Below are 26,236 nucleotides of genomic sequence, written 5' to 3'. Positions count from 1 at the left end.
TTCCACTGCCTCCACCGCCTCCACCGCTTCGGCTGCTTCGGCAGCAAGGCGGCTGACGGATCGTCACCAGGGGGACGGGGCCGGCGGCGGGACGACCGGCGGGCGGTCGTCGCAGGTGAGCGTGTTGGGCAGCTCCCAGGCGGCCAGCCAGTCGCCGGTGGTGCCGCCGCCGGAGTTGCCGCCGAGGTCGGTGACGGAGAACTCCGAACCGGCCGGGGTGAAGTGGAAGGTGCCGCAGTTGTTGACGCCGACCGCGCCGACGTTGCGGGCCCGGACGTTCCGGAAGCTCGCCGAGCCGGCCGTCCGGGCGCTGAGCACCGAGGTGCCGGTGCCGTCGACCAGCACGTCCTCGAACGCCAGCTTCGCCAGCCGGTACCGGTCCTTCACGCCCCAGTCGGCGACCGCCATGATCGCGTTGTAGGTGGAGTCGAGGTAGTGGTCGCCGGTGACCCGGACGTCGGCGTCGATGTCCCGGTCCAGCACCTCGAACCAGATCGCGCCGAGGCCGATGTTCCAGTTCAGCTCGTACGTCCCGGCCCGGACGGTGGTGTTGTCGGTGAAGTGCAGGTACCCGGCGAACGGCTCCGCGCCGAACCGGGAGCCGGCGTGCAGGCCGGAGCCCTCCCGGACCGGGTCGGCGACCAGGTTGCCCGAGACGGTGATGTCGGTGCCGCCGTAGACGGCGATGCCGTTGGCCAGGGTCGGCGACTGCACCGTGTTGCGGTCGACGACGACCCGGGCGTCCGCGGTCTTCTCCGACCAGAGCGCGATCCCGTCGTCGCCGGTGTTGCGGACGAAGTTGCCGCGGACCACGGCGTCGGTCACGCCGGTGTGGAGGTTGATGCCGTCCGCGATCTGGTCGGCGATCCGGTTGCCGGTGATGCGCAGGTTCCGCATCGGGCCGTCCAGCCAGATGCCGACCTTTGTGTGGTGGATGTACAGGTTCTCGATCGTGGAGTCGCTGAACGCCCCGCCGACGCCGTTCACCTGGTCGGTGTCGATCCGTTCCCGGACGTCGCCCTCGATCGCGAAGCCGGACAGGTGCACGTCGTGGCTGCCGCCGTGCGCCGCGTCCTTGCCGTACAGGCCGACACCGGTGTGCACCGACCCGTCCGGAGCGGGTGCGGAAAGCGCTTTCTGACTGCCCTTCAGCACGGTGTACCAGCTGCCCGCGCCGACCACCGTGACGTCGTCCACCACCAGGTGCCGGTCGACCTGGAAGACGCCCGGCGGCAGGTACACCGGTACCCGCAGCAGCTTCGCCAGCGCGATCGCCCGGTCGAGGGCGTCCGCCGAGTCCCGCCGGCCGGTCGGATCCGCGCCGAGCACCCGCACGTCGACCGCCCGCGCCACCACCTGCGGGGCCGCGACCAGCTCCGAGTCCAGCAGGTCGATCGCCGCCCACGGCGCCTTCGACCCGGACGGCAGGGTCAGCCGCACCTTGTCGCCCGCCCGGTGGGTGCGGTCCAGCAGCAGCCGCTGCTCGTCGTACGCGTGCCCCGGCCGGAACGGCTTGGCGATCGTCGGCGCGGGCGTGGTCGCGGCCGGGACGCAACCGCACTCGGTGATCCACCAGTCCGGGTGCAGCAGGCCGGCGTTCGGGTCGTTCGTGAACGGGTACTGGTTGTACAGCCAGGAGAAGCTGCTGGTCATCGGCAGCGCCTGCCGGCCCTTCCCGTTCACGGTGACGTCCAGCGGCGCGGTGGTGCCGCCGCCGTCCGGCGCGTCCGGCAGGCTGTACCGGACGGTGATCGCGTTCGCGTCCCGGGGGAGGGTGAACTCCACGTACTGGCCGGGCGCCAGCTTCACCGCGCTGCGACCCGAGGCCTCCGCGGCGAGGGTGTACGCGGTGCGGTCGGCCGCCAGCACGCTGCCGGTGGTGGCGGCCCGCTCGGCCTCCTGCTCCTGGAAGTCCACCGGCGCGCCGCGGTCCGCGGACAGCGCCGGGTCGATCCCGGCCCGGGTCACCGCCGGGCCCCCGGCGGCGGAGGACGCGGCGGCCCGCGCGGTCGGCGCGCCGCACAGCGCCACCCCCAGGCCCAGCACGGAGGCGACCACCACCGACCCGGCCCGGGTCGCCCGGGACGGCACCCGGCGGGCGGGTCCGACAGGTCCGACAGGTCCGGCGGGGGAGGGCGGGGACGCGGGCACGGCGGCAGAAGTCATCGGGGGCTCGGCTCTCTGGGGCGTGGCGGAGGTGGACGGCCCGGACGCTCACGGGTGGCGGCACGACACGGTGAAGGTGAGCCGACAGTAGAAGGCCGCACAGCGCCCCACAAGAGGCGCTGCGCGGAAATTTCTCGCCGATGTCAGATTTTTGCGGAGCTGATGCCGTTCATTGCAGCTCGGCCGCTTCGGCCGCTTCGGACGAACGCCCCGCCGCCCACTCCACGTACCGACCGGACTCCCGGGTCAGCCCCATCAGGAACCACAGCACCACCGCCGTGTCGTCGCCCCAGCCCAGCACCGGGATGAAGTCCGGCACCGCGTCGATCGGGCTGACGAAGTACACCGCCACCGCGAACGCCAGCAGCAGCAACTTGCCCGGCCCCACGCCCGGGTAACGCCCCGTCAGCGCGTCCCGCAGCAGGCGCGGCAGCGCCCACAGCCGGGCCGCCAGGCCCGGCGCCCCCGGCCGCCTGGTCTCCCGGTACAGCCCCCAGGCCGACCGGCCCACCGCCACCCCGTCCAGCCCCCTGACCCGCGCCGACGCCTTCGAACCCTTCGACGTCCTGCCCTTGCTGCTCACGCGGTCCTCCCGAACCCCACCCTGCGACTTCCTCCACGGTACGGGAGCGCGCGGCTCCGGCCGGGTTCCGTGCCGGACCGCGACCCGGTCGTGACGAGACCGGGTCGAAAGCCGTTCGGGGCGGCGGAAAACCCGTTGCACCCCCGGTGGTCTCCGTGGGAGAGTCCGGTCGCGCACACCACGTGCGCACACGCTCGCACCGAAGGAACGAAGTCCATGAACTCGGCGTCCCCCAGTGGCCGCCGGCGGCACTGAACGGCCTGCCCCTTCCCGGCAGTCGTTCGCCACGCCCCACGGCGGCCCCACGACGCGGTGCGCCACGCACCGCCGCCCTCCCCTGCCTTGAGCGGGGACGGCCCGACAACGCACGCGCGACCACCCGATCCGTCCCGAACGGCGGGACCGCGCTCCACCATGTCACCACGTGAGGTCACCACCACCATGGACACCCAGGTCCAGAGCTTCGCCGTCGCTAACCTCCGCCGTCGACCCGTGGTCGTCGAGACCGGGGGCTTCGTGGCGGGATTCGACCCCGACACCACCAGCCCGTACATCAACTACGCGACCCCGCTGCCCGGGGCCGTCCCGACCGGCGGGGACGTCGCCGCCCTGGTCGCCGCCTTCCGCGAGCGCGGGCTCAAGCCCCGGCTGGAGTTCGCGCCGAACGCGGCGCCCGCCGTCGAACCCGCCCTCCGCGCCGCCGGTTTCGGCACCGAGGCGGTCCACGAGTACCTGGTCTGCACCCCGGCCACGCTGGTCGTCCCGGCGTCGGCACCCGTGGTGGAGACCCCCGGAACGGACGAGGACTTCACCGCCGTCGACGCCGCCCTGGCGGAGGCGTTCAGCGGGGAGTTCGCCTCCTCGCCGGAGGGCGCGGCCCGGCTGCGCCGCCTGGAGCGGGACGGCGGGGCGGTCCGCTTCGTCCGGGCCCCCGACGGCGGCTGCGCGGGCGGGGCGTGCTGCTCCGCACCGGCGGTCGGCACCTCGGAACTGGCCGGCGTCGGGACCAGGCCCGCCCACCGCGGCCGGGGCATCGCCGCCGCGGTCACGGCCGAACTCGCCGGGACGATGTTCGCCCGCGGGGCCCGGTCGGTCTGGCTGGAGTACTCGGGCGAGGGCTCCCGCCGCGTCTACGAGCGGGTGGGCTTCCGCCCCGAGGGCACCCGGCTCTACCTCTCGCTGGAGAGCTGAGGCCCCCTCCGGGGCGCCGAGCCGGGCAACGGCAACGGCGCCCCGGGGGCCCGGCGGGCCCCTCCGGGGGCTCAGCCCGCCAGCTGCGCCTCGATCGCGGCCACCAGCTCCGCCGACTCCGGCTCGGTGCGCGGACGGAACCGGCCGACCACCTCGCCGTCCGCCGAGACCAGGAACTTCTCGAAGTTCCACTGCACGTCGCCGGCCTCGCCGGTGGCGTCCGCGACCTCGGTCAGCCGCGCGTACAGCGGGTGCCGGCCCGCGCCGTTCACCTCGATCTTCTCGAACAGCGGGAACGACACGCCGTACGTGGTCGAGCAGAACTCCTGGATCTCCTCCGCCGACCCCGGCTCCTGCCCCATGAACTGGTTGCACGGGAACCCGAGCACCGTGAACCCGCGCTCCCCGTACGTCTGCTGCAGCTTCTCCAGCCCCGTGTACTGCGGCGTCAGCCCGCACTTCGACGCCACGTTCACCAGCAGCAGCACCTTTCCGCGGTACGCCGCCAGCGAGGACGCCTCGCCCGCGAGCGTGCCGATCGGAACCTCGAACAACGAATCCGCCATGCCGGACCCTGCCTTCCCGAACCATGTCCCGACCCCGCGGCCGGAACCCGCACGATCAACAACCAACGCCCCCGAACCTACTCCCACCCGCTCCCGGACGCGGGCGCCCAGGAGGACGAACGGTGCGCGCACGCAATTGACAGGCCGTCAATCACGAAACAGCCCTGACTACACCCTGCATCCTCCGGGCCGGCTGTGACGGGCCCCACACTGGGCCGACTCCGCCGCAGGGCGGAGCCCCGACCCGTCAGCCCGCCCCTCCCGGGAGTTGCCCGTGCCCGCTGTCGAGCAGTCCGCAGAGATCCAGGAAGCCCCCGCCGTCCAACGCCTGAAAGCCGGCTCGGTCGGCCTGGTCGGCGTGATCTTCATGGCCCTGGCCACCGCCGCGCCGATCACCGCGATGACCGGCAACCTGCCGGTCATCGTCGGCGGCGGCAACGGCGCGCACGCCCCGGCCGGCTTCCTGTTCGTGATGCTGGTGCTGGTCGTCTTCACCGTCGGCTACGTGGCGATGGCCCGCCACATCACCACCGCCGGCGCGTTCTACGGCTTCGTCTCGCACGGCCTCGGCCGGGTCGTCGGCATGGCCTCCGGCCTGCTCGCGGTCCTCGCCTACGTGGTGTTCGAAGCCTCGATCGTGGGAATCTTCGCCTACTTCGCCCAGCAGGCCGTCGAGGCCCAACTCGGCCTGGACCTGCCCTGGCAGGTGTACGCGCTGCTGATGCTGGCGGTCACCGCCGTCCTGTCGTACTTCGACCTGGAGGTCGCCTCCAAGGTGCTCGGCGTGTTCCTGGTCGGCGAGGTGCTGATGCTCGGCCTGCTCGCGGGCGCGGTGCTGGTGCACGGCGGCGGCCCGCACGGCCTGGAGGCGTCCTCGCTGAACCCGACCGGGGCGTTCGCGGGCGTCAACGCCGGCGTCGGCCTGTTCTTCTGCTTCTGGTCCTGGATCGGCTTCGAATCGACCGCGATGTACGGCGAGGAGTCCCGCGACCCGAAGCGGATCATCCCCCGGGCCACCCTGCTCGCCGTGGTGGTGCTCGGCGTGCTGTACACCTTCGTGGCCTGGATGGTGCTGGCCGGCAACGGCGCCGAGAAGGCGCTGGGGACGGCCGTCTCCGCCAACCCGCTCGACCTGTTCCTCGACCCGGCCCGGCAGTACCTCGGCGGCTGGGCCGTCACCGCCTTCCAGTGGCTGATGGTCACCAGCGCGTTCGCCTGCGGCATGGCCTTCCACCAGTGCGCCTCCCGCTACCTCTACGCGATCGGCCGCGAGGGCTTCCTGCACCCGGCGCTCGGCCGCACCCACCCCCGGCACGGCTCCCCGTACGTCGCCTCCTTCACCCAGACCGGCATCGCGCTGGCCGTGGTCGGCGGCTTCTGGGCGGCCGGCCAGGACCCGTACGCCAGCCTGTACACGCTGACCGCGATCCTCGGCACCCTCGCCCTGCTGGTGGTGCAGACGCTCTGCTCCTTCTCGGTGATCGTGTACTTCCGCCGCCACCACCCCGGCTCCCGGCACTGGTTCCGCACCTTCACCGCGCCGCTGCTGGGCGGGCTCGGCATGCTCGCCGCCATCGCCCTGCTGGTGATCAACCTGGACACCGCCGCCGGCGCCGCCTCGAAGACCCTCTTCTTCCGGCTGATCCCGTGGATCGTCGCCGCGGTCTTCCTCGGCGGCATCGCGCTCGCCCTCTACATGCGGGCCAAGCACCCCGCGAAGTACGAGGTGATGGGCCGCCTGGTGGTCGAGAACTCCCAGGAGCGCAGCGACGACGACGAGCCCGTCCCCGCCCAGGCCTGACCCGACCCGACCCCCACCTGCTGCAGAGAAGGGCCTTCCCCCCATGGCACGCACCCCCCACGCCGGACGGTTCAAGCAGCTGATGGCCGACCGGGCCGCAGCCGAGCGCCTGCGGATGCCGGTCGCCGAGTACCAGGGCCTGCGCGACGAGGCCCGGGCCGAACCGGACGGCGTCTCCCGCCGCACCCTGCTCGGCCGGGCCGCCGCGCTCGGCCTCGGCCTGACCGCCGCCTCCGGGGTCGCTCCCCGGGCGCACGCCGCCACCGTCACCAAGCCGATCACCGGCAACCCCCGGATCGCGATCATCGGCGCCGGCATCTCCGGCCTGAACGCCGCCCTCACCCTCGCCGACAAGGGCGTCGCCGCGACCGTCTACGAGGCCAACCCGACCCGGATCGGCGGCCGGATGTTCTCCGGCGGCAGCCCCGCCAACCCCGGCCCGTGGAACCAGGGCCAGGTCTCCGAATGGGGCGGCGAACTGGTCGACACCGGCCACCACGCGATCAAGGACCTCTGCCGGCGCTTCGGCCTCGGCCTGACCGACGTCGCCGCCGACCTGCCGCCCGGCGCCGAGGGCGTCTTCCACTTCAACGGGCACTACTACCCGAAGACCCAGGTCGACAACGACTTCAAGCAGATCTGGCAGGCCGTCAAGAACGACGTCCAGGCCGGCGGCTCCGCCCCCACCTGGAACAGCCACAACGCCGCCTCGGTCGCCCTCGACACCATGTCGATCCGCGACTGGATCAACTCCCGGGTGCCGGGCGGGGTCTCCAGCGACCTCGGCGCGCTGCTCGACTGCGCCTACGCCGTCGAGTACGGCGCCGACACCACCGCACAGTCCTCGTACGCGATGCTGGTGATGATCTCCTGGCAGTCCAGCCCCGGGAACTTCTCCATCTGGGGCGGTTCCGACGAGCGCTGGCACATCACCGGCGGCAACGACCAGGTGCCGCACGCCATCGCGGACGCCCTGCCGGCCGGCACCGTGAAGCTCGGCCACACCCTGCAGGCCGTGGTCAAGAACGCCGACGGCAGCCAGACCCTCACCTTCGCGCTGGACGGCGGCGGCACGAAGACCGTGGTCGCCGACCACACGATCCTGGCCGTCCCGCTGCCGATCCTGCAGGGCCGCGTCGACCTGTCGAAGGCCGGCCTCGACCCGATGATGAAGGGCGTCCTCGCCAATATGCGGATGGGCGCCTGCACCAAGCTCAACATGCAGTTCACCAACCGGCGTTCGTGGTCCGGCAGCGGCGCGTGGGACGGCGTCTCGAACGGCGAGTGCTTCGCCGACCTGCCGTACCAGCAGGCCTGGGACGTCACCCGCGGCCAGGCCGGCGGCAACGGCATCCTGGTCCAGTACGGCGGTGGCAGCCTCGCCCGCGGCCTCACCCCGCCGACCGCCTTCAGCACCGCGTCCACCGCGTACACCCGCAACCTGGTGGACGACTACCTGAGCCAGATCGACAGCGTGTGGCCCGGCACCAAGGCCGCCTGGAACGGCAAGGCCACGCTCTCCGCCTGGCACCTCAACCCGTACTCGTACGGCGCCTACTCGTACTGGCCGGTGGGCTACCTCACCACCTACGCCGGCTACGAGGGCACCGCCCAGGGCAACCTGCACTTCGCGGGCGAGCACACCTCGTACGACTTCCAGGGCTACATGAACGGCGGCGCGGTCGAAGGGGCCCGGGCCGCGGCGGAGGTGCTCGCGGCGATCGGCGCCTGACCCGCCCCCCCGGGGCCGCCGCGCCCGGGTGTCCGCCGGACGGTGGACGGTCCCGGGCGCGGCGGCCCCGGGGTGCTGCGATGGGCGGGACGGCGGGGGGCGACGGCGAACGGACGGACGGCGATGACCGACTACACCGACCTGCGGGCGGTCTTCCTCAACTGCACGCTCAAGCGCTCGCCCGAGCGCAGCCACACCCAGGGCCTGATCGACATCAGCGCGGGCATCCTCCGGCACCAGGGCGTGCAGGTCGAGGAGATCCGCGCCGTCGACCACGACATCGCCACCGGCGTCTGGCCCGACATGACCGAGCACGGCTGGGAGACCGACGAGTGGCCGGTCCTCTACTCGCAGATCATGAACGCGGACATCCTGACCCTGGCCGGCCCGGTCTGGCTGGGCGACAACTCCTCGGTGATGAAGCGGGTGATCGAGCGGCTGTACTCCTGCTCGTCGCTGCTCAACGACCGCGGCCAGTACGCCTATTACGGCCGGGTCGGCGGCTGCCTGATCACCGGCAACGAGGACGGCGCCAAGCACTGCGCGATGAACGTCCTGTACAGCCTGCAGCACCTCGGCTACCTGATCCCGCCGCAGGCCGACGCGGGCTGGGTCGGCCCGGCCGGGCCCGGCCCGTCCTACCTGGACCCCGGCTCGGGCGGGCCCGAGAACGACTTCACCAACCGGAACACCACCTTCATGACCTGGAACCAGCTCCACCTGGCCCGGATGCTCAAAGACGCCGGCGGCATCCCCGCGCACGGCAACCAGCGCTCCGCCTGGGACGCCGGCTGCCGCTTCGACTTCGAGAACCCCGAGCACCGCTGACGCCGCTGACCCCGCCGCCGCTCAGGTCCGGCGCAGGACGGTCGCGCCGGTGGTGTCGTCGGGTCGGAGTTCGACGGCGCGGCGGAGGGGTTCCATACGGCGGGGGAGGGGGTGCCAGCCGGGTTGTCCGGCCATGTCGGTGTTGAGGTCGTGGACGGTGCGGGCGTAGGCGCGGGCGAGGCCGCGGACGTGCAGGGGGAGGCCGGGGCGGGGGTGGCCGCTGGGGGCGATGCTGACCCACAGGGCGTCGGTGGTCTCGTTGCCGGGGCCTGGGGGCCTGGTGGTGTCGCGGAGGGTGAGGCGGGCGCGGGCGGTGAGCCAGTGGCGCAGTGCGGCGCGGGTGGTGGGGGAGAGGGCGACGGTCTCGGTGGCGGGCGGGGCACTGGGGTCGCGGTGCTGGGGGAGGCGGGTGAGGCGGATCGTGCCGTGGCGGAGGTCAATGTCGCCGGTGCGCAGGGCGCAGAGTTCGCCGGCGCGGCAGCCGGTGTCCAGGACGGTGCCGATGACGGCGAGGATGCGGGTGCGGGCGTCGTCCTGGCCGGGGCGGGTGGCGCTCTCCAGGTGGCCGAGCAGGATGCTGCGGGGGCGGGCGGTGATCACCGGCCGGAGTTCGACGGCGGGCCGCTCGCGTTCGGGGAGCGCGAGGGTGAGGCCCGCCTCCGCGCCGAGGATACGCAGGCAGTTTTCGCGCACCCGCATGGACGCGGGGGAGGGCTGGTCGGGTCGGGCGGCGGGTTTGCGTCGCAGCAGGCCCTGTTCGGCGGCGCCGAGGTAGGCGGCGAGGGCGGCGGGGGCGAGCAGCGCGTTCAGCGAGGCGGCGGCTTCCGGCGGGATCGCGCCGCGTTCCAGGGCGGTGCGCAACTCCCCGGCGACCCACCGCAGTTGCTTGGCACGGGAGGGGCCGGTGGGCGGTTCGCAGGCGCGGTCGACCAAGACGTCGAGGGCATCGAGGGAGGGTGCCGCTGCCGTCGGGGTGTCCGCCATGGGGCCACCCTAGCGCCGGACCGGACAGCCCTCCGGGCGGTCGGCCCCACAGTCCCATAGAAGTGTGTATGTATGAATAACTGGCCTGAAGCGGGACCGTCCGCACGAAGCCGACGGGGTGGTTGCCGTCCGCTCGAACCCGTCCCGGGTCGGTGGGAGCCGTTCTTCGGCAGCCGGCAGAGGCGGTGAACCCCGCGCGCGGAATTTCCCGTGCAGGAATCGCGCGGGCAGCGTGGCGAGTTTCGGAGGCGGCATCTCCGGACGCACACCGCCTCCGACCAGCCGGCCGTCCACTCGGGCGGCACGCAGCTGTGCCTCGACGCGTACGACAACCAGACCGCACCCGGCACCAAGGCGATCATCTGGACCTGCAACGGCCGGCCCAACCAGCAGTGGAAGCTCGGCCGAGCCCCGACGGCCGACCGGCCCCCGCCCGGAACCACCCCGGGCGGGGGCCGCCGATAAAACGGACTGACGAACCGTCCGGCATCTGCGACGATCCGCCCCGTGATCCTGCGCATCGACCGCGTCCACGCGGACCGCCCGTTCGCCGAGGCCGGGGACCCACGGCTGGCGGTCACCGACGAACGGCTCGGCCTGCTCGCGGTGACCGGGGCCGTCGGGCACGGCCGGCCCGCGCCCACGGCCGTGTACCGCACCTCGGACCTGACCTGCATCGCGCTGCTGCGCTCGCGGCACCACGTCCACGCGCTGGCCTTCCACCCGGAGCTGCCGCTGCTCGCGGTCGGCACCGGCGCGTACGACGGCGGGTACTTCAACGAGGGCGAACTCCTGCTGCTGGACCTCGAATCCGGGCGGACGGTGTCGGCGTTCCACGGCCCGACCGGGCGCACCGTGCGCGGGACGGAGTGGCGGGACGGGCACACGCTGCGCCTGTCCATGGAGCCGGTGAGCAAGGACGCCTGGTACCCGCAGGTGGAACACCTGGTGGACCTCCATCGGGCGGACTGGCGCCGCCTGGAGCCGCGTTCGGTGCGCGGGGCGGAGCTGGGGAACTCGACGACCCGACCGCTGACGGCGCACCCGCTCCCCGACCCGGGTCCGGTGCTCGACCGGCACCGCCCCGGCCGCGGCCCCGGCGGGCTCGTCCACGACGTCCGGCTGCTGGACGACGGAAGGGTGCTGGTGTCCTCGGACGGCGCCCTGCTGGAGTGCCGGCTGCCCTCCGGCGAGGTGTCCTGGTCGGTCCCGGCGGCCCCGCACGGCGGCGCGCGACTGGTGGTGGCGCCCGACCAGCGCTCGGCCTGGGTGCACGTCTGCCCGTGGTACGTGCCGGACCTGCCCGACTCGGTCAGCCGGATCGACCTGTCGACCGGCACCCGGACCGCCCGGGTGCGGCTGTCCGCCCCGGCCGACCTGCACGCGGGCCCCGACGGGCTCCCGGTCCTCGTCCCGCGCGGCAGCCGCTACGTCCGGCGCGCCGACCTGCACCTCCGGCGCGGCAGCGGGACGTTCTTCTGCAGCGTCGGAACGTCCCGCGGCCCCGACGGAACGTACCAGTGCTGGGTGGGCGCGGCCGAACCCGTCCCGGTGCCCGGCGCGGCGCTGCCCCTCGCCCCGGACGCGCCCCCGCTGGGCGAACCCGGGCCGCTGCTGGACCCGGCCCGGTCCTCGCCCCGTCCGCTGTTCCCGCTCTCCCCGTTGCCCGGCGAGGACCACGACGGCGGCCCGGGCGCGGAACTCCCCGGCGGTGACCTGCTGCAGGCCGGCGCGCGGTGGCGCCGCGAAGGGCGCCGCCCGGGCGACTGCTACGTCACCCGCCGCGACCCGGTCGACGGCACCGCACGCTGGGTGTTCCGCACCGACCGGCCCGCCGTCGTCCTCGACACCGACGGCACGCACGCGTACGCCGGGTACGACAGCGGCGAACTGCTCGCCCTCTCGTCGGTCGACGGCACCCTGCGCGGCTGGGGCCGCCTCACCCTGCGCGGGGCCCCGCTGGTGCCGACGGCCCTCACCGTCACCGGCCCCGGCCGGCTGCTGGTCGGCACCGAGTGCGGCCGCCTGTTGGACTGCGCGGTCGCCTGACACCCTCCGGGCCCGCGCATCCGTGCCCCCGGCCGTGCGAGTGACCGGGGGCGGTGGGGCGGTGGGGCGCGCCGGTGGGGAAACCGAATTTGTCCTGGGGCCGGAGTGGGGTAAGGTCGTGTTCACCGACGCGGGGTGGAGCAGCTCGGTAGCTCGCTGGGCTCATAACCCAGAGGTCGCAGGTTCAAATCCTGTCCCCGCTACGAAGAGTCCGGCCCGGAGAGTTCAACTCTCCGGGCCGGATTTGTTGTTGGGCCCTCACCGGGCCCCGCCGGGTTGCTGGGAGCGTGGTCGATGAGCGGGAGCGGGCGGGCGGCGAGTCGGACGGCGGTGCTGGTCTGCCAGGGGCGGGCCGCGGCGGACGGGCGGTTCGCGGTGGGGCGGTTCGCCGACCCGGTGGCGGTGCGGCTGTTGCGGGCCGAGGAGCGCGGGCCGGTGGCCGAGGTCCGGGCCGGGACGCCGCCGGAGGGCCTGCGGGCGCGCACCGGGTACGAGAGCGTGCGGGCCTGCGCGGAGATCATGGCGCCCCGGACGGTCGCCGTCGACGATGCCCTGCGGGCCCGTCCGGCCGGTCAACTCGTCGTGCTGGGCGCCGGGTTGGACAGCAGGGCGTGGCGGCTGGCCGCCCTCGCCGGGACGGACGTGTGGGAGGTCGACCACCCCGCCTCGCAGCAGGACAAGCGGGCCCGGCTGGCCGAGCAGGACGCCGAACTGCCGGTGCTGGCACGGTCGGTGCGCTTCGTGCCGGTGGACTTCGCGCTGGACGACCTCGGGCGGGAGCTGGCCGCCGCCGGGCACGACGCCGCCGCCCCGACCACCTGGCTGTGGGAGGGCGTGGTCCCGTACCTGACCCGCGACCAGGTGCACGGCACGCTGGCGGCGCTGGCCGCCCGCAGTGCGCCCGGCAGCACGCTCGTCGCCAACTACCAGGCGCCGTCCGCCCGGGCGCGGGTCGGTCGGCTGCTGACCGGCCTGCTCGGCGACTCGATCACGGCGGGCGAGCCCTGGCGCTCGCTGTGGCGGTCGCGGCAGTGGGCCGCCGCGCTCGCCCGGCACGGCTTCCGGACCGAGTCGGACCAGGACCTGCGCACCCTCGCCGCCGACCTGGACACCCCCACCGCCGCAGCTGCCTCCCTCCGCTCCGGTCGCGTCGCCGTCGCCGTGCACGCCTGAACCCGGCACCGGGCAGGGGCGGCAAGTACGGCGGGGACGGGCTGGGGCGGTGGGTCAGACCCGGACTTCGGGTTCGTCCGGGGCGGGGAGCGGGGCAGGGGTCCGGGTCCGGCGGGTGGTGAGGCGGGTGCTCAGGCCGGTGGCGATCGGCTCGGTCCAGCGGGCGGCGAGCGGGCCGATCACGACCAGGAGCAGGACGTACGCGGTGGCGAGCGGGCCGAGCGAGGGCTCGATGCCCGCCGTGACGGCGAGCCCGGCGATGACGATGGAGAACTCGCCGCGGGCGACCAGCGCGCCGCCCGCGCGCCAGCGGCCGGGGGCGGCGATGCCGGCCCGGCGGGCGGCCCACCAGCCGGTGGCGACCTTGGTGAGGGCGGTGCAGACGGCCAGCGCGAGCGCGGGCAGCAGGACCGGCGGAATGCTGGCCGGGTTGGTGTTGAGGCCGAAGAAGACGAAGAAGACGGCGGCGAACAGGTCGCGCAGCGGGCTGAGCAAGGTGTGCGCGCCCTCCGCGGCCTCGCCGGACAGTGCGATGCCGACCAGGAACGCGCCGACCGCCGCCGAGACCTGGAGCTGCTGGGCGATCCCGGCGACCAGCAGGGTCAGGCCGAGCACCACCAGCAGCAGTTTCTCCGGGTCGTCGTGCGAGACGAACCGGGAGATCAGCCGCCCGTAGCGGAGCGCCACGAACAGCACCGCCCCGGCGGTGCCGAGCGCGACGGCGAGGGTGACGCTGCCGACCAGCAGCCCGGCCCCGGCCAGCAGCGCGGTGAGGATCGGCAGGTAGACGGCCATCGCCAGGTCCTCCAGCACCAGGATGCTGAGGATCACCGGCGTCTCCCGGTTGCCGAGCCGCCCCAGGTCGCCGAGCACCTTGGCGATCACGCCGGAGGAGGAGATCCAGGTGACGCCGGCCAGCACGGTCGCGGCGACCGGCCCCCAGCCGAGCAGCAGCGCCATCGCCGCGCCCGGCAGCGCGTTGAAGGCGAAGTCGACGATCCCGGCCGGGTACTGGGTCTTCAGGTTGGTGACCAGGTCGGCGGCGGTGTACTCGAGGCCGAGCATCAGCAGCAGCAGGACCACGCCGATCTCGGCGCCGGTGGCGACGAACTCGCCGCTGGCGCTCAGCGGCAGCAGGCCGCCCCGGCCGAAGGCGAGGCCGCCGAGCAGGTAGAGCGGGATCGGCGAGAAGCCGTAGCGGGAGGCCAGTCGGCCGAGCAGCCCCAACGTCAGGACGATCGCGCCGAGTTCGATGAAGACGGTGGCGGTGTGCAAGCGTTCACTCCCGTCCGAGGATCAGGGACGCGGCGTCCACGCCCTCACGGGTGCCGATCAGGATCAGGGTGTCGCCGCCGGCCAGCCGGAAGTCCGGCGCGGGCGACGGGACAGCGCCGGTGCGGCGCAGCACGGCGACGATCGACACGCCGGTGTCGGTGCGCATCCGGGTCTCGCCGAGGGCCCGGCCGTTCCAGTGCGAGGCGCCGGACAGCTCGATCCGCTCGGCGACCAGGCCGAGGCCGGAGGTGTGCAGCACGTTGGGACTGTGGTGGGCCGGCGTCAGGGCGTCGACCAGCGCCGCCGACTCACTCTCCGTCAGGTGCAGCGAGTGCGCGCAGGCGTCCGGGTCCTCGCGGCGGTAGGTGTTCAGGGTGCGGGTGCCGTCCCGGTGCGCGATCACCGAGAGGTGTTGGCGTTCTCGGGTGGTCAGGTCGTACTGGACGCCGATGCCGGGCAGCGGGGTCGATTGCATGCGGGGTACGGGCACGGGGCATCCCTCCGGGGCGCGGGTCGGGGCGGTCCCCCCACCCTTTCAGGACGGGGCGGGAATGGTAAAGGTCAATCAAAGGTAAAGAATCGGGCAAGTCGGGTGACTTTCCCCACGTGGGACGGGTGTGCGCCGAAGGGCTGTCGGCCGTCGGCGGCGACGGGCACAATCGGACCATGACGATCAGCGGGGGCCTGCCACCGAAGCCCAACTCGCCCGCCCGGCTGGGCATCGGGCTGCTCACCGGCGGGGTGGTCGGGGCCTCGCTGGCCGCGTTCGTCGGCGCCGGGGTCGTGGAGAGCTTCCGGTTGCTGTTCCTCGGCCTCGGACTGTCCCTCGGCTATGCGCTGCTGTTCTTCCTGGCCACCGCGCCGGGCCGGGCCCGCGAACGGGCCATCGCCCCGCACACCGCGCTGGCGATGATCGAGGAGCTGGCCCCCGTACCGGGCCGCGACGAGCGGAGCACCGCCGTGCCCGTCCGCTTCGTCCTCACCGTCGCCCCGGACGACGCCCCCGCCCGCCGGGTCGAGATCCGGCAGGACGTCCACGTCTCCGCCCTCCCCGACCACCGGCCGCGCGACATCGTGGTGGTCAGGTACCCGCCGGACCGCCCCTGGCAGGTGCGGATCGTCACCCGCCCCACCCCCGAGTGGGAACAGCGCGCCGCCGAGGCCCGGTTGGACTCCGCGCCTGGCCCGGCGCTGAAGGACGACGCGGACGAGGGCGCCGCCGCCGGCTGGCTCACCCTGCTCGGGGTACTGCTCGGCGCGGCCGCCCTGCTGCTGCTCTGCCGCGCCGAACTCTTCGGCCCCGGGCGGGAGTCGGCGCCGAACGCGAGCAGTACGAGCACGAGCACGAGCAGCACGAGCACGAGCAGCACCACGACCACCAGTGTCTCGGCCACCGGGACGGCCACCCTCGGCCCGGGTGGCTCGATGCTCACCGACGGCCAACTCCGGCTCACCGTCCAGGCGTTGACCCGGGACGGCGGCGGGCAGCGGGCGCTCACCGTGGTGGCGCAGGAGCAGACGCTGACCGTGGTGTACGTCCCCGAGGGCGAGCCGGTCGGCGGGTTCGCACTCGACGCGCTGCCCTGCGAGCGCATCCCCGACCTGGTCCGGCGGGCCGCCAACGGCCTGGGCGCACTGCGCAGTTGGCAGCTGACCGCCGAGGCCGTCACCGGCCCGCTCACCCTCCGGATCGTGGCGACCGGCGACACCGGCACGGCCGTGCTGACCGCCGACGCCCAGGGCAACATCCTTCAGGTGGTGGGGAGTTGAGCATGGAGCTGGGCTGGGAGCGGTTCCTCCAGCTGTGGTGCGGCCTGTGGCTCGCGGTCGCCCTCGGCCGCACCCTGCAGTCGCTGCTCGGCCTGACTGCGGAGCAGCGCGCCGTCCGGCACACCGGCCGGATCGAACGGGTCGGCGAACTCCGGCACGGCGGCTCCGCCGAGGGTGGCATCCCCGTGATCGTCACCTACGGCGACGCCCCGCCCGTCACCGTCACCAACGACGGCACCCGGGCCGAGCGCGGCGAACCGATCACCGCGGCCTGGGTCGGCCGCGAACTCGGCGTCGTCCACCCGCCCCGCCGCCCGCACGCCTATCGCTTCACCACCTCCGCCGAACCGCCCGGCCGGGGCCTCGGCCGGGCCGCCTTCGCGCTCTTCCTCGCCTGCGCCGGCGCGGTCGCCCTGGTCGCGGTCGAGGTGGCCTGGCCCTGGGCGCTGATCGGCTCGGGCGGCCCGCTCGCGCTCTGGGGCCTGGTCCAACTCCCGGTGATGGTGCGGGAGAAGAGCGAACGGCTGCGCCGCCTCGACCGGATGGAGACCGTCCCCGGGCGAATCACCGCCGTCCTGCGCGACGTCGACGTCGACCCGGAGGACGGCGGGGCCATGACCGCCCTCACCCCCGTCCTGGTCTTCACCACCCGCGCCGGACAGGCCGTCACCGCCCACTGCACCCGCCACCTCCCCCGCGCCGAGGGCGTCCGCGGCCGTGAGGTCACCGTCCACCACGACCCCGCCGACCCCGCCGACTTCACCCTCGACCCGGACGCCGACCGCCGCGCCCAGAGCTCCAACGTCCCCGTCCTGGTCGTCACCGTCCTGCTGCTGGCCGGCACGGCGGTGGCGGGCGTCCTGCTGCTCTGACGGGGAGCACCGAAAAGCCGTCGACGGTGGTACTGCGCGAGCTGACGTGACGCCCCGCTAGGCTGGACGGCCATGTGCTACCACGCGTTCAACGGCGCCTTCCGACACTACGTGTGCGTCGGGTGCCGGCTGTCCTTCAAGGGCGGCACGTTGTCGGCCCGGCGGACCTGCCCCGAGTGCCGGGGCGAACTCGCCTTCGCGGGCTACGACTTCGCTGCCCCCCGGCGGCGGGACGTGCGGGCCTGGTCGGTGGTCGCCGCCGTCCTCGCCGAGGGCCTGACCTACGACCACCGCCCCGGCTGCGGCTGCACGCACCTCCCGTCCTTCCGCCCCCGGACCAGGGCGCAACTGCGGGCCCGGCAGCGGGCGGCGCGGGCGACGGGCCTCCCGCTCGCGGTGACGCTGGCCCGGCGCGACCCGGCCACGCCGGAACTCCGGGACGAAACGCCGCCCGCCGCCGCCCCGTGAGCCGGAGCAGGGCAGTAGCGGGGAGCGCTGCGGCACCGCCGTCAGGTCGGCCGGGTGCGGGAACGCGCTGCTCCGGCGTCAGGCCAGGGTCAGGTCGGCCCAGACGCGGTGGCCGAGTGGGAGGGGGTCGACGCCCCAGGCGGTGGTGCGGGCGGCCACTCGGCGGAGGCCGGGGCCCGGGGTGGTGGGGTCGAAGCCCGGGCCGGCGTCGGTGACGGCCAGGCGGAGGCGGGCGCTGGGGAGGCGGGTGAGGGTGGCGCGGGCGGGGGTGGCGCCGTGGCGGAGGGCGTTGTCGGCGAGTTCGCGGGCGACGGTGCGCAGGGCCGGGGCGAGGGCGTCGAGCTGCCAGTGGCGGAGGTGGGCGGTCAGCCAGGCATCGAGTTCGCCGGTGCTGAGGGTGCGGGGCGAGAGGGTGAGCGCGGGCGCGGTGCTGTGCACAGGGGGACTCCCGAGGTGAGCCGGTGGACTCCCACCCTGGTCAGGAACGGTGCGGGGAACAATGCGGGCCGGGGACTTTGGGTATCCCCAAAAGTCCCCGGCCCGAGGTCCGGGCTCAGGGGGCCTGGACGGTGGTGGTGGCGCCGGGGGCGAGCGGGACGGTGACGTAGCTGTAGGTGGTGCCGTCGACGGTCCTGGTGGTGGCGGGCCGTGCGGTGCCGTTGACCTTCAGGGACGGGTAGCTGCCGGGCAGCCGGGCCTCCCAGCTGTAGGTGTCGGTGCCGCCGGTGTTGCGGAGGGTGGACTTCGTGGCGCCGTCGTGGCGGAGCGCGAAGGTGTTCCGGCCGACGGCCAGGTCGTCGATCTGCAGCCAGCCGGTGCCGGTGGGCAGGTGCGGGAGGGTGGCGAGGGCGTGCGCGGGGGCGTTCGGGTCGACGCCGAGCAGGCCCTCGACGGTCTGCGAGACCAGGGTGAAGGAGACCTCGGGGTAGTCGCCGTTGGGGCCCTGCCGGGTGACGACGTGCTGGTCGTCGCGGTGGTCGTAGACGTACTGCATCCACTTCCAGGCGGTGTCGTCGCGGTGGTGGGCGAAGAAGAAGAAGGTGTCGGGGAGGTAGGTGTACGCCTCGATGTTGGCGGGGCGGTCGGCGCCGCTCGCCTGCTGGTCGATGTAGTCGAGGTAGGCGTCGTTGCGCGGGCCGGGGTCGAGGATCTTCTTCATCGGCATGAACCAGCTGTTCTCCTTCCCCCAGCCGGTGACCGCGGTGCCGTCCGTCCGGTAGCCGCGCACCATCGCGGCGCCCGAACCGGTGCCGCTCCAGGTCGAGTTGAAGTAGCCGCGCAGGTCGGCGGCCCGCTGCGCGCACTGGGCGGCGCGGGCGGTGTCGCCGCGTCCGGCGGCGAGGTCGGCGGCGGCGAGCAGCGCCTGGTACTGGGCGGCGATCGAGTCGCCCGCCTCGGCGAAGTGGTCGTCGCCGGTCTCGTCGTAGCTGGCGGAGCCGGCGAAGATGCCCAGGCCGGTGCCCTCGGCGACGCCGTTGGGCCTGGCGGAGTCGTGCTGGGCGACGAACTCGCCGGTGGCGTGCTGGTAGGACGACCACAGCACGGGGTCGGTGACGTAGGCGCTGTCGCCGCTCCAGCGGTACGCCTTGTCGGCCTTCTCGACCAGTTCGAAGGTGGACGGGACCTCGCGGACGAAGTCGGTGGGGCCGTTGTAGTCGATGGACAGGTTGCTGCGGTCGTCGAAGTTCAGCGACCAGACGGGGTAGTAGCCGTGCTCGGCGGTGGCGGTGGCGGCGAACGCGCCCAGCATGGTGCGGTTCTCGGCGTTCAGGCCGAGCACGGCCGCGCCCTCGACCTGGTGCGCGGTGTCGCGGCCGTAGAAGGCGCTGCGGTGCGCGTAGCCCGCCCAGTAGGACGCCTCATAGGTGGTGCTGCCGCCGCCGCCGTTCTGTCGTTCGTCCGCGTTCAACGGGCCGGTGGTGCCGGGGAGTTGGACCCAGCTGCCGGCCTTGTTCTTCGCCCAGTCGAAGAGCGCGGCGATCTTCGGGTCGGAGGAGCTGACCCGGGGGTCGGCGGGGGAGAGCATCAGGTCGTCGGCGTTGATCCAGCCGCTGCCGGACTCGAGGGCGATCTCCATCCGGTCCCCGGCGTTCAGGGCGACCCGGGGGACGGTGTACCGGGCGTAGGTCGGCCGGGCGGGCAGGGCGACCGTCCCGGCCACGGCGCCGTTGACCCGGACGGTGAACGCGCCGCCGGGGCCGCCGGTGGCGATCCAGGCGGAGACGTCGTAGCGGCCGGGACCGGCGGCGGTGAGGGCCTGCGAGACCTTCTTCCCGGCGCCCGCGTCCAGGTAGGCGAGGCGGCTGCCGCTGTGCGGGTAGTTGCTGGCGGTGCCGGTGCGGGGGGTGAACTGCCAGCCCGCGCCGCCCAGTTCGAAGCCGGGGTCGGTGACGGCGGGGCCGGAGACGGCCAGTGCGACGTCGTCGACGTTGACCCAGGCGTCGCCGGAGCGGAAAGCGACCTCGACCCGGTCGCCGGTGGTCACGGCGATCCGGGGCAGCGTGTAGCGGGCGTAGGGGGTTGAGGAACATCCATGCCAGATCGTGCGCTAAGGGCGGGCCGGCCGTGGGAGGCCGTTGACCTGGGCTGATCGCGGGCCCGAATCTTCGCGGGTCGATGTTGTCGATCTTCGGAGGGCCGTTGTGGCGGTCGAGTTTCTGACGGATGAGCAGGCGTCCCGGTACGGGGCGTTCTACGGCGCCCCGGCGCGGGCGGAGCTGGAGCGGTTCTTCTTCCTGGACGACGCGGACCGGGAGAAGGTGCGGGTGAAGCGGCGGGCGCACAACCGGCTGGGCTTCGCGGTGCAGCTGACGACGGTGCGCTTCCTGGGCCGGTTCATGCCGGACCCGCGGCAGGTGCCGGTGGAGGTGGCGGAGTACCTGGCCGAGCAACTGGGGATCGCGGACGTCTCGGTGCTGGCGGAGTACGGCGAGCGGGACGGTACGGCCCGCTCGCACGCCGGAGAGATCCAGCAGGACGGCGGTTGGCGGGACTTCGCCGAGGTCCGGGACGAGCTGGTGGTGTGGCTGGACGCGCGGGCCTGGACGACCGGGGAGGGACCGAAGGCGCTGTTCGACGCGGCGGTGGGGTGGCTGCGCGAGCGGCGGGTGCTGCTGCCCGGGGTGACGACGCTGGCCCGGCTGGTGGCGTCGGTGCGGGAGGCGGCGAACCAGCGGCTGTGGGAGACGCTACACGGCCTGCTGACGCCCGGGCAGCGGGCGGCGCTGGACGAGCTGCTGACGGTGCCGACCGGGGCGCGGGTCTCGGAGCTGGACCGGCTGCGGCGCGGGCCGGTGCGGGTGTCGGGGCCGCAGATGAAGGCCGCGCTGGAGCGGGCCGAAGAGATCGCCCGGCTGGGGATGGGCGAGGTGGACGTGGCCGGGGTGCCGCCGCGCCGGCTGGCGGAGCTGTCCCGGTACGGGGTGGACGGGAAGGCGTCGCTGCTGCGTCGGCACGGCGACGCGCGGCGCCTGGCAACACTGCTGGCCACCGCGGTACACCTGACCACCAGGGCGGTGGACGACGCGCTGGACCTGCTGGACGTGCTGGTGGCAACGAGGCTGCTGGCGCGGGCGGAGCGGGAGACGGCGAAGGAGAAGTTGAAGACCCTGCCGAAGGTCGAGCGGGCCGGCGCCAAGCTCGCCGCCGCGCTGCAGGTGGTGCTGGAGGAGACCGCCGAGCAGGTGGACACCTCCACCGGGGAGATCACCGCGCCGAAGGTGGCGACGCTGGCGGCGATGTGGGAGGCGATCGAGGCGGTCGTACCGCGAAAGGAGCTCGCCGCGGCGGTCGCGGCGATGGTCGAGCTGGCGCCGCCCCTGGACTCCGACGCCGACGAGGCGTGGCGGCGGATGCTGGTCAGCCGGTTCTCCACGGTGCGGCCGTTCTTGAAGCTGCTGGTGGAGGTGGTGGACTTCGACGCGACCGCAGAAGGGGCGCCGGCGCTGCGGGCGTTCCTGTTGCTGCCGGGGCTAATGGGCCGCAAGAAGGTGGGTCAGGCCGAGATCGACACCGGGCTGCTGGCCGGGTCGTGGAAGCGGCTGGTGCTCTCGGCGCCGCACCTGGAGCCGGGCGAGGTGGACTGGAAGGCGTACAGCTTCTGCGTGCTGGAGCAGGTGCACCGGCTGCTGCGGCGCAAGGAGGTCTTCGCGGTGAACTCCTCGAAGTGGAGCGACCCGCGGGCGAAGCTGCTGGCTGGTGATGCGTGGGAGCAGGTGAAGCCCACCGTACTGGCCTCGCTCGGTCTGCCGGCCGATGCCGCCGAGCACCTGGCGGCGCGGGCCGCGTTGCTGGACGGCACCTACCGGGAGGTCGCTGGGCGACTTCCGGCGAACGCGCAGATCAGCGCCGACGGCGAGGGGCGGCTGCACTTCGCGGCGCTGGAGCCGGAGGCCGAACCCGCTTCGCTGGTGGCGCTTCGGGCGGCGGTGAACGCGATGCTGCCGAGGGTGGACCTGCCGGAGGTGCTGCTGGAGGTGTTCTCCTGGACCGGCGCGGACCAGGCGTTCACCTCGGTGACCGGCGGGGAGGCCCGGCTGAGGGACCTGCCGGTGACGATCGCGGCGCTGCTGGTCGCGCACGGCTGCAACGTCGGCTACACCCCGGTAATCGGCGGCGCGGACGCGCTGCGGTACGGCCGGCTGTCCCACGTCGATCAGACCTACCTGCGGCTGGAGACCTACCGGGCCGCGAACGCCGCGCTGATCGACGCTCAGGCGTTGATCCCGCTCGCCCGCGCCTGGGGCGGCGGTCTGGTCGCCTCCGTCGACGGGATGCGGTTCGTCGTGCCGGTGCCGTCGGTGTACGCCAGGCCGAACCCGAAGTACTTCGGGCGCCGGGGCGGGGCGACCTGGCTGAACTTGATCAACGACCAGGCCGCAGGTCTGGGCGGGAAGGTGGTGGCCGGCACCCCGCGCGACTCCCTGTACGTGCTGGACGTCCTCTACGACCGCGACGGCGGGCGGCGCCCGGAGATGGTGGTCACCGACACCGCCTCGTACTCCGACATCGTCTTCGGCCTGCTCACCCTGGCCGGGTTCGCCTACGCGCCGCAGCTGGCCGACCTACCCGACCAGAAGCTGTGGCGCATCGACCGCGCCGCCGACTACGGCGCGTTCAACGACGCCGCACGCGGCCGGGTCGACCTGGACCGGATTGAGCGGAACTGGGAGGACGTGCTGCGGATCATCGGCTCCATCCACACCGGCGCGGTGCGGGCCTACGACGTGATCCGCATGCTCTCGCGCGACGGCCGACCCACCGTGCTCGGCGACGCCATCGCGCACTACGGCCGGATCGCCAAGACCCTGCACATCCTGCGCCTGGCCGACGAGCCGTCCTACCGCCGCCAGATCAAGGCCCAGGCGAACCTGCAGGAGGGCCGACACGCGCTCGCTCGGAAGATCTTCCACGGCCGCGCCGGCCAGCTCTACCAGCACTACCAGGAGGGCATGGAGGACCAGATCGGCGCGCTCGGCCTGGTCCTCAACGCCCTGGTGCTGTTCAACACCCGCTACATGGACGCCGCCTTGGACCAGCTCCGCGCCGTCGGCTTCGAGGTCCGCGAGGAGGACGTCGCCCGGCTCTCGCCGTTTGTCCGGCACCACGTCAACATGCTCGGCCGGTACAGCTTCCTACTGCCCGAGATGCCCGGAGGATTGAGGCCCCTGCGCAACCCGGATGCCACGAACGAGGTATGAGACGCGCCGCCGGCAGCGATTCGATAATCCGTTTGGTACGCCGTTGGTCGAGTGCTATGAACACGGAGTGACTGTGTTTGTGTGCTCGGCCTGCGGGCTTGCCATCACTGGACCGCTGACCGAGCTGACCGAGATGCCCGCCCGCCCAGGGGATCAGGGCTACCCCAAAGCCGACGGATCACGTCGTGCCACCGCGACTATGCCGCTCGGCTTCTTCGCTCTGGAACCCGAGCCGTGGGGTGCACCACTCGTGCCCGTGCCCGCCGACGAGGGTCGAGCGGTCTTCCCTGGAGGCCCGTGCGTCTCAGACCCGGACGGGGACGGGTTCCTGGTGTCCGCAGGCCCTCGGAACACCGTGGTTCTGCATCCGGGTGACGCCCGCGGTCTTCGAGAAGACTCCGACGTCTTCAGGCACTGCAGCGGATGTTGCGGGCTCCACGGTGAGGCAGGCATGAACCAGCAGTGCCCCTGCGGCGCGCACGTAGGCACCCTCATCAACGACTGCAACACCGCGTATGAACTGCACCTAGACCCCAGCCAGGTGCGCTTGATCACGGATTGACTCTTTGGCTCGTAACCTCGGTGAAGGTTGCTCACATGTTCGGGGGCTGGGTGCGCATCGCAGATCATGCCACGTGGGACCGGGGTTTTCCGGTGAAGTACGTCCTGGTTCAAGAGGACGAAGATGGCGTGGAACAGCTCTGGGGGAGGTTCGCGGGCGTCGAAGGATTCTTCGTCGACCCAGTCCCGCCGCCACGGGAGGTCCTCACCCTTCGCGGATGCCGCCCCGACGGTCTCCTGAGCGAGGTCCTGGCTGAGCCCGACGTCTCGCTACGGGGTCTGGGCGACGTGTGCGTCGAGGTCTGGGACGACGAGCAGCCCATGCAGTGGTGGACTCTCGTCGATGCGGTCGTGGTGGCCCATCAGCCCCACCCAGCCGATCCGGCACAGTACGACATCGTGCTCGGCGCCGGCGTCAAGAACGAGGAGAGCTTCTTCGAACTGCCTGCGGAACCACGCTTCGAGCTCTTCGCGGGAACGACGGTCGCTGCGGCAAGTGCAGGCCGGTGCTCCGCCGTCGACGGCCTGTTCGAGGCGCGAGCGGACCCGGCCCCCGTGCCGATGGAGCTGATCGGCTGCGAGCCTGCGGAGCCCCTGCTCGCGGCGCTGCGGCGACCCCGTCGGTCGGAGCGGGACTGGGCCTACCTCCTGGTTCTGGATCACCATGGTTCCGTGATGGCCTCCCGCACCGTGGGCCTGGCCATCACCGGAGCGCGCCCGTCCGTGCTCGGCGGCACGCTCCTCGACATCACCCTCACCGATGGTGGCGACGATCGGCCATCGCCGGCGGCCCGCCCGATCTGGGCGAAGTGGCATCAGGGCCCGCCGTCAGAGCCCAACCTGTGGGCGCCGTACGACTTGCAGGGCAGGGCCGCGTGGTTGGACCTCACCACTCGTGCCTGGCGGGTGCCCGCGCCCCAGCCGGATCGGTCCGGAGGTGAGCACCATCTCGACGGCCGGTTCGTCACGGACATACCCGGACTGCACTGCGCGATCGCCGAGGCCCTGCTCGGGCCCGGCCGCTACTTCGGCCGGGAGTGGAACGCGTTCAAGGACTGCCTGGGCGGTGGATTCGGAGTAGCCCCGCCCTTCACCTTGACCTGGCACGACTCCGAGATCGCATCCCGCGCACTGGCGGACGTTGTGGAGGATCCGGATGACGGGCTCTCCTACTTCGAGGACATCGTGCGGCTCCTCGAACGGAGCGGCGTCACGGTCGTGCTCCGGTGAGCCGCCGGCGCCCGAGCGAATGCGCCTCGGGGACAGGCTGAGCGGACTTCAGCGCCTGCTGTTGCCGGGCGCGAGCAGGCTGGTGACCTCGGCGATCGCCTCCGGGGACGGCTTGAAGTAGCGACGGACGTTCTCCGTCTTCTTGTGCCGTGACTTCGCCATAAGCATCAGCAGGCTGGCCCCAGCCTCACCAAGATGGGTCAGGCCGGAATGGCGGTACTCATGCAGGTCCCAGCCCGTGCCCGGCCCGCGCACTGCCGTGTGCTCGTCCAGCAGTGCGCGGGCCTGCCCGTAGGAGAGGCGGGCGAGCCCGGTGTCCGGGCAGACGTCGCGCGGGCTGACCACCTTGCCGGGGCCGGGACGGCGGTGGGTGACGAACACGGGCCCGCGGGTGCGGCCCTTGAGCAGCCGGGGCAGCAGCCGGGCGGTACCAGCGTCCCAGTAGACCGTCTCCAGCACGTAGTCCTCGCGGGCGCCGCCACGGCGGCGGACCTTCGGCTTGGGGCCCTTCGCCTTCACCGGGCAGCGGCGGCCGGCCAAGTCCAAGTCCTCGATGTTGACCCCCAAGACCTCCTCCGCGCGGGCGCACGTCTCGTAGAGCATCCGCCACAGCGTCTTCTCCCGCAGGTGGACGTCCCGGCGGGCGATTAGCCGGTCAATCGCCAACTTCGAGCGCACCGGCGTATCCGAGTCCGGCGGCGGCAGCCGCTTCGCCCAGACCGGGACCACCGGGCCGTCGTACCCTCGCTCCGCGCACCAGCCGGTCCAGGACAGCACCGCACCGCGGCGGGCGTTCCAGGTGTTCACCGCCGAGCTGCCCCACAACAGCTCCAGCGCCTCGCCGATCTCGTCGTCCTCCACCGAGGCGAACGGCCGACCCTCGCCCAGGCGCTCGGCGGTCTTCGAGACGGCGATGCCGTAATTCCGGACGGTGTTCGGGTTGCCGAGCGAGTCGAGGAACAGGTCGGCCGCCGTTCGGACGGTCACCGCCTTCCCGATCGGCAGCTGGACGACGGTCGACACCGCTTCCCCCTTGCCACAGATAACAGGGCTGCTTCACGCAGTGTGCGGAGAACGTCCTCGCAGGTCGCGTTCAGTAACACCGCAGATAATAGGGCGTTATCTGTGGAACGACTTCACGACCGTGCCGGCGCCGACGACCCATCAGGTGCCCACCAGCAGCGATCCGGGCTTAGGGCGCGTATTTGGTCGTGATCAAGTGGCGATTCTGGTGAGGTCCTTGATCCAGATCATCGCGCCTCGAAGGTGGAGGCCGGCGAGGTAGCTC

21 protein-coding genes and 1 tRNA gene are annotated in these 26,236 nt (G+C 73.1%); 13 read left to right on the top strand and 9 right to left on the bottom strand.

The genetic code is table 11. The features are described 5' to 3' along the window. Window positions 1-63: 63 nt before the first annotated feature. A complete protein-coding gene (locus ACIOHG_RS30090) occupies window positions 64-2,166 on the bottom strand; it encodes a glycosyl hydrolase family 28-related protein (protein ID WP_400955247.1) in 2,103 nt (700 codons plus the stop codon). A gap of 169 nt (window positions 2,167-2,335) precedes the next feature. Then, the gene (locus tag ACIOHG_RS30085) at window positions 2,336-2,749 is read right to left on the bottom strand and encodes a YkvA family protein (protein ID WP_400955245.1); all 414 of its coding nucleotides are present in this window, start codon (window positions 2,747-2,749) and stop codon (window positions 2,336-2,338) included. 441 nt (window positions 2,750-3,190) lie between these two features. Between ACIOHG_RS30085 and ACIOHG_RS30080 the strand changes: the two genes are divergently transcribed. Continuing rightward, a complete protein-coding gene (locus tag ACIOHG_RS30080; protein WP_400955374.1) occupies window positions 3,191-3,940 on the top strand; it encodes a GNAT family N-acetyltransferase in 750 nt (249 codons plus the stop codon). A 71-nt stretch (window positions 3,941-4,011) separates the two neighbouring features. On the opposite strand, the gene ACIOHG_RS30075 is transcribed toward ACIOHG_RS30080, so the two are convergent. After that, on the bottom strand, window positions 4,012-4,506 hold the full coding sequence (locus ACIOHG_RS30075; RefSeq protein ID WP_400955243.1) for a glutathione peroxidase: 495 nt from the start codon (window positions 4,504-4,506) through the stop codon (window positions 4,012-4,014). A gap of 367 nt (window positions 4,507-4,873) precedes the next feature. On the opposite strand from ACIOHG_RS30075, the gene ACIOHG_RS30070 reads away from it, so the two are divergent. The 3 genes from ACIOHG_RS30070 (at window position 4,874) to ACIOHG_RS30060 (ending at window position 8,867) form a co-directional block, all read left to right on the top strand. Continuing rightward, window positions 4,874-6,307 carry an APC family permease gene (locus ACIOHG_RS30070; protein ID WP_400955372.1) on the top strand — a complete coding sequence of 478 codons (1,434 nt, stop codon included), beginning with the start codon at window positions 4,874-4,876 and terminating at the stop codon, window positions 6,305-6,307. A gap of 43 nt (window positions 6,308-6,350) precedes the next feature. Next, complete coding sequence (locus ACIOHG_RS30065) at window positions 6,351-8,039, top strand: flavin monoamine oxidase family protein (RefSeq protein WP_400955242.1); 1,689 nt, start codon at window positions 6,351-6,353, stop codon at window positions 8,037-8,039. A gap of 123 nt (window positions 8,040-8,162) precedes the next feature. Next, complete coding sequence (locus tag ACIOHG_RS30060; RefSeq protein ID WP_400955240.1) at window positions 8,163-8,867, top strand: flavodoxin family protein; 705 nt, start codon at window positions 8,163-8,165, stop codon at window positions 8,865-8,867. Between the two features lie 21 nt (window positions 8,868-8,888). Here the strand turns inward: ACIOHG_RS30060 and ACIOHG_RS30055 are convergent, their stop codons facing one another. Continuing rightward, window positions 8,889-9,851 carry a site-specific integrase gene (locus tag ACIOHG_RS30055; protein WP_400955239.1) on the bottom strand — a complete coding sequence of 321 codons (963 nt, stop codon included), beginning with the start codon at window positions 9,849-9,851 and terminating at the stop codon, window positions 8,889-8,891. A gap of 210 nt (window positions 9,852-10,061) precedes the next feature. Between ACIOHG_RS30055 and ACIOHG_RS30050 the strand changes: the two genes are divergently transcribed. From ACIOHG_RS30050 to ACIOHG_RS30035, 4 genes are all read left to right on the top strand, one after another. Further along, on the top strand, window positions 10,062-10,316 hold the full coding sequence (locus ACIOHG_RS30050; RefSeq protein WP_400955237.1) for an RICIN domain-containing protein: 255 nt from the start codon (window positions 10,062-10,064) through the stop codon (window positions 10,314-10,316). Between the two features lie 42 nt (window positions 10,317-10,358). After that, window positions 10,359-11,900 (top strand): hypothetical protein, encoded by a 1,542-nt coding sequence (locus ACIOHG_RS30045; RefSeq protein ID WP_400955235.1) that lies wholly within the window; start codon window positions 10,359-10,361, stop codon window positions 11,898-11,900. 129 nt (window positions 11,901-12,029) lie between these two features. Continuing rightward, window positions 12,030-12,103 (top strand) — tRNA-Met (locus tag ACIOHG_RS30040). A gap of 91 nt (window positions 12,104-12,194) precedes the next feature. Continuing rightward, window positions 12,195-13,073, top strand: a complete 879-nt coding sequence (locus ACIOHG_RS30035) for a class I SAM-dependent methyltransferase (RefSeq protein ID WP_400955233.1) — start codon at window positions 12,195-12,197, stop codon at window positions 13,071-13,073. 54 nt (window positions 13,074-13,127) lie between these two features. Here the strand turns inward: ACIOHG_RS30035 and ACIOHG_RS30030 are convergent, their stop codons facing one another. Beyond that, a complete protein-coding gene (locus ACIOHG_RS30030) occupies window positions 13,128-14,348 on the bottom strand; it encodes a cation:proton antiporter (protein ID WP_400955231.1) in 1,221 nt (406 codons plus the stop codon). Between the two features lie 4 nt (window positions 14,349-14,352). Further along, complete coding sequence (locus ACIOHG_RS30025; RefSeq protein WP_400955230.1) at window positions 14,353-14,823, bottom strand: cation:proton antiporter regulatory subunit; 471 nt, start codon at window positions 14,821-14,823, stop codon at window positions 14,353-14,355. 191 nt (window positions 14,824-15,014) lie between these two features. Between ACIOHG_RS30025 and ACIOHG_RS30020 the strand changes: the two genes are divergently transcribed. The 3 genes from ACIOHG_RS30020 to ACIOHG_RS30010 all read left to right on the top strand — a co-directional run bounded on the left by ACIOHG_RS30020 (window position 15,015) and on the right by ACIOHG_RS30010 (window position 17,458). Next, complete coding sequence (locus ACIOHG_RS30020; protein WP_400955228.1) at window positions 15,015-16,118, top strand: hypothetical protein; 1,104 nt, start codon at window positions 15,015-15,017, stop codon at window positions 16,116-16,118. 2 nt (window positions 16,119-16,120) lie between these two features. Next, window positions 16,121-16,990: a DUF3592 domain-containing protein gene (locus ACIOHG_RS30015; protein ID WP_400955371.1), complete on the top strand. Its 870-nt coding sequence runs from the start codon at window positions 16,121-16,123 to the stop codon at window positions 16,988-16,990. 72 nt (window positions 16,991-17,062) lie between these two features. Next, window positions 17,063-17,458, top strand: a complete 396-nt coding sequence (locus ACIOHG_RS30010) for a hypothetical protein (RefSeq protein WP_400955227.1) — start codon at window positions 17,063-17,065, stop codon at window positions 17,456-17,458. A 78-nt stretch (window positions 17,459-17,536) separates the two neighbouring features. Here the strand turns inward: ACIOHG_RS30010 and ACIOHG_RS30005 are convergent, their stop codons facing one another. After that, a complete protein-coding gene (locus tag ACIOHG_RS30005; protein WP_400955224.1) occupies window positions 17,537-17,896 on the bottom strand; it encodes an ATP-binding protein in 360 nt (119 codons plus the stop codon). A 115-nt stretch (window positions 17,897-18,011) separates the two neighbouring features. Next, complete coding sequence (locus tag ACIOHG_RS30000) at window positions 18,012-19,943, bottom strand: hypothetical protein (protein WP_400955222.1); 1,932 nt, start codon at window positions 19,941-19,943, stop codon at window positions 18,012-18,014. A 157-nt stretch (window positions 19,944-20,100) separates the two neighbouring features. Between ACIOHG_RS30000 and ACIOHG_RS29995 the strand changes: the two genes are divergently transcribed. Together ACIOHG_RS29995 and ACIOHG_RS29990 are read left to right on the top strand one after the other, a co-directional pair. Next, window positions 20,101-23,157 (top strand): Tn3 family transposase, encoded by a 3,057-nt coding sequence (locus tag ACIOHG_RS29995; RefSeq protein WP_400955220.1) that lies wholly within the window; start codon window positions 20,101-20,103, stop codon window positions 23,155-23,157. A 654-nt stretch (window positions 23,158-23,811) separates the two neighbouring features. Then, the gene (locus ACIOHG_RS29990) at window positions 23,812-24,948 is read left to right on the top strand and encodes a barstar family protein (RefSeq protein ID WP_400955217.1); all 1,137 of its coding nucleotides are present in this window, start codon (window positions 23,812-23,814) and stop codon (window positions 24,946-24,948) included. A 48-nt stretch (window positions 24,949-24,996) separates the two neighbouring features. Here the strand turns inward: ACIOHG_RS29990 and ACIOHG_RS29985 are convergent, their stop codons facing one another. Next, the gene (locus ACIOHG_RS29985; protein WP_400955215.1) at window positions 24,997-25,971 is read right to left on the bottom strand and encodes a tyrosine-type recombinase/integrase; all 975 of its coding nucleotides are present in this window, start codon (window positions 25,969-25,971) and stop codon (window positions 24,997-24,999) included. Between the last annotated feature and the right edge of the window lie 265 nt (window positions 25,972-26,236).

The sequence above is a fragment of the Kitasatospora sp. NPDC088134 genome, from assembly GCF_044741705.1.
Lineage (GTDB): Bacteria > Actinomycetota > Actinomycetes > Streptomycetales > Streptomycetaceae > Kitasatospora.
This window is presented reverse-complemented; position numbering and strand designations above follow the sequence as displayed.

Bases quoted from the DNA above. Each gene is read 5' to 3' on its own strand.
- ACIOHG_RS30020 (WP_400955228.1), top strand. From the start codon at position 15,015: ATGACGATCAGCGGGGGCCTGCCACCGAAGCCCAACTCGCCCGCCCGG.
- ACIOHG_RS30010 (WP_400955227.1), top strand. From the start codon at position 17,063: ATGTGCTACCACGCGTTCAACGGCGCCTTCCGACACTACGTGTGCGTC.
- ACIOHG_RS30080 (WP_400955374.1), top strand. From the start codon at position 3,191: ATGGACACCCAGGTCCAGAGCTTCGCCGTCGCTAACCTCCGCCGTCGA.
- ACIOHG_RS30075 (WP_400955243.1), bottom strand. From the start codon at position 4,506: ATGGCGGATTCGTTGTTCGAGGTTCCGATCGGCACGCTCGCGGGCGAG.
- ACIOHG_RS30065 (WP_400955242.1), top strand. From the start codon at position 6,351: ATGGCACGCACCCCCCACGCCGGACGGTTCAAGCAGCTGATGGCCGAC.
- ACIOHG_RS30015 (WP_400955371.1), top strand. From the start codon at position 16,121: ATGGAGCTGGGCTGGGAGCGGTTCCTCCAGCTGTGGTGCGGCCTGTGG.
- ACIOHG_RS30035 (WP_400955233.1), top strand. From the start codon at position 12,195: ATGAGCGGGAGCGGGCGGGCGGCGAGTCGGACGGCGGTGCTGGTCTGC.
- ACIOHG_RS30090 (WP_400955247.1), bottom strand. From the start codon at position 2,166: ATGACTTCTGCCGCCGTGCCCGCGTCCCCGCCCTCCCCCGCCGGACCT.
- ACIOHG_RS30060 (WP_400955240.1), top strand. From the start codon at position 8,163: ATGACCGACTACACCGACCTGCGGGCGGTCTTCCTCAACTGCACGCTC.
- ACIOHG_RS30025 (WP_400955230.1), bottom strand. From the start codon at position 14,823: ATGCAATCGACCCCGCTGCCCGGCATCGGCGTCCAGTACGACCTGACC.
- ACIOHG_RS30070 (WP_400955372.1), top strand. From the start codon at position 4,874: ATGGCCCTGGCCACCGCCGCGCCGATCACCGCGATGACCGGCAACCTG.
- ACIOHG_RS30055 (WP_400955239.1), bottom strand. From the start codon at position 9,851: ATGGCGGACACCCCGACGGCAGCGGCACCCTCCCTCGATGCCCTCGAC.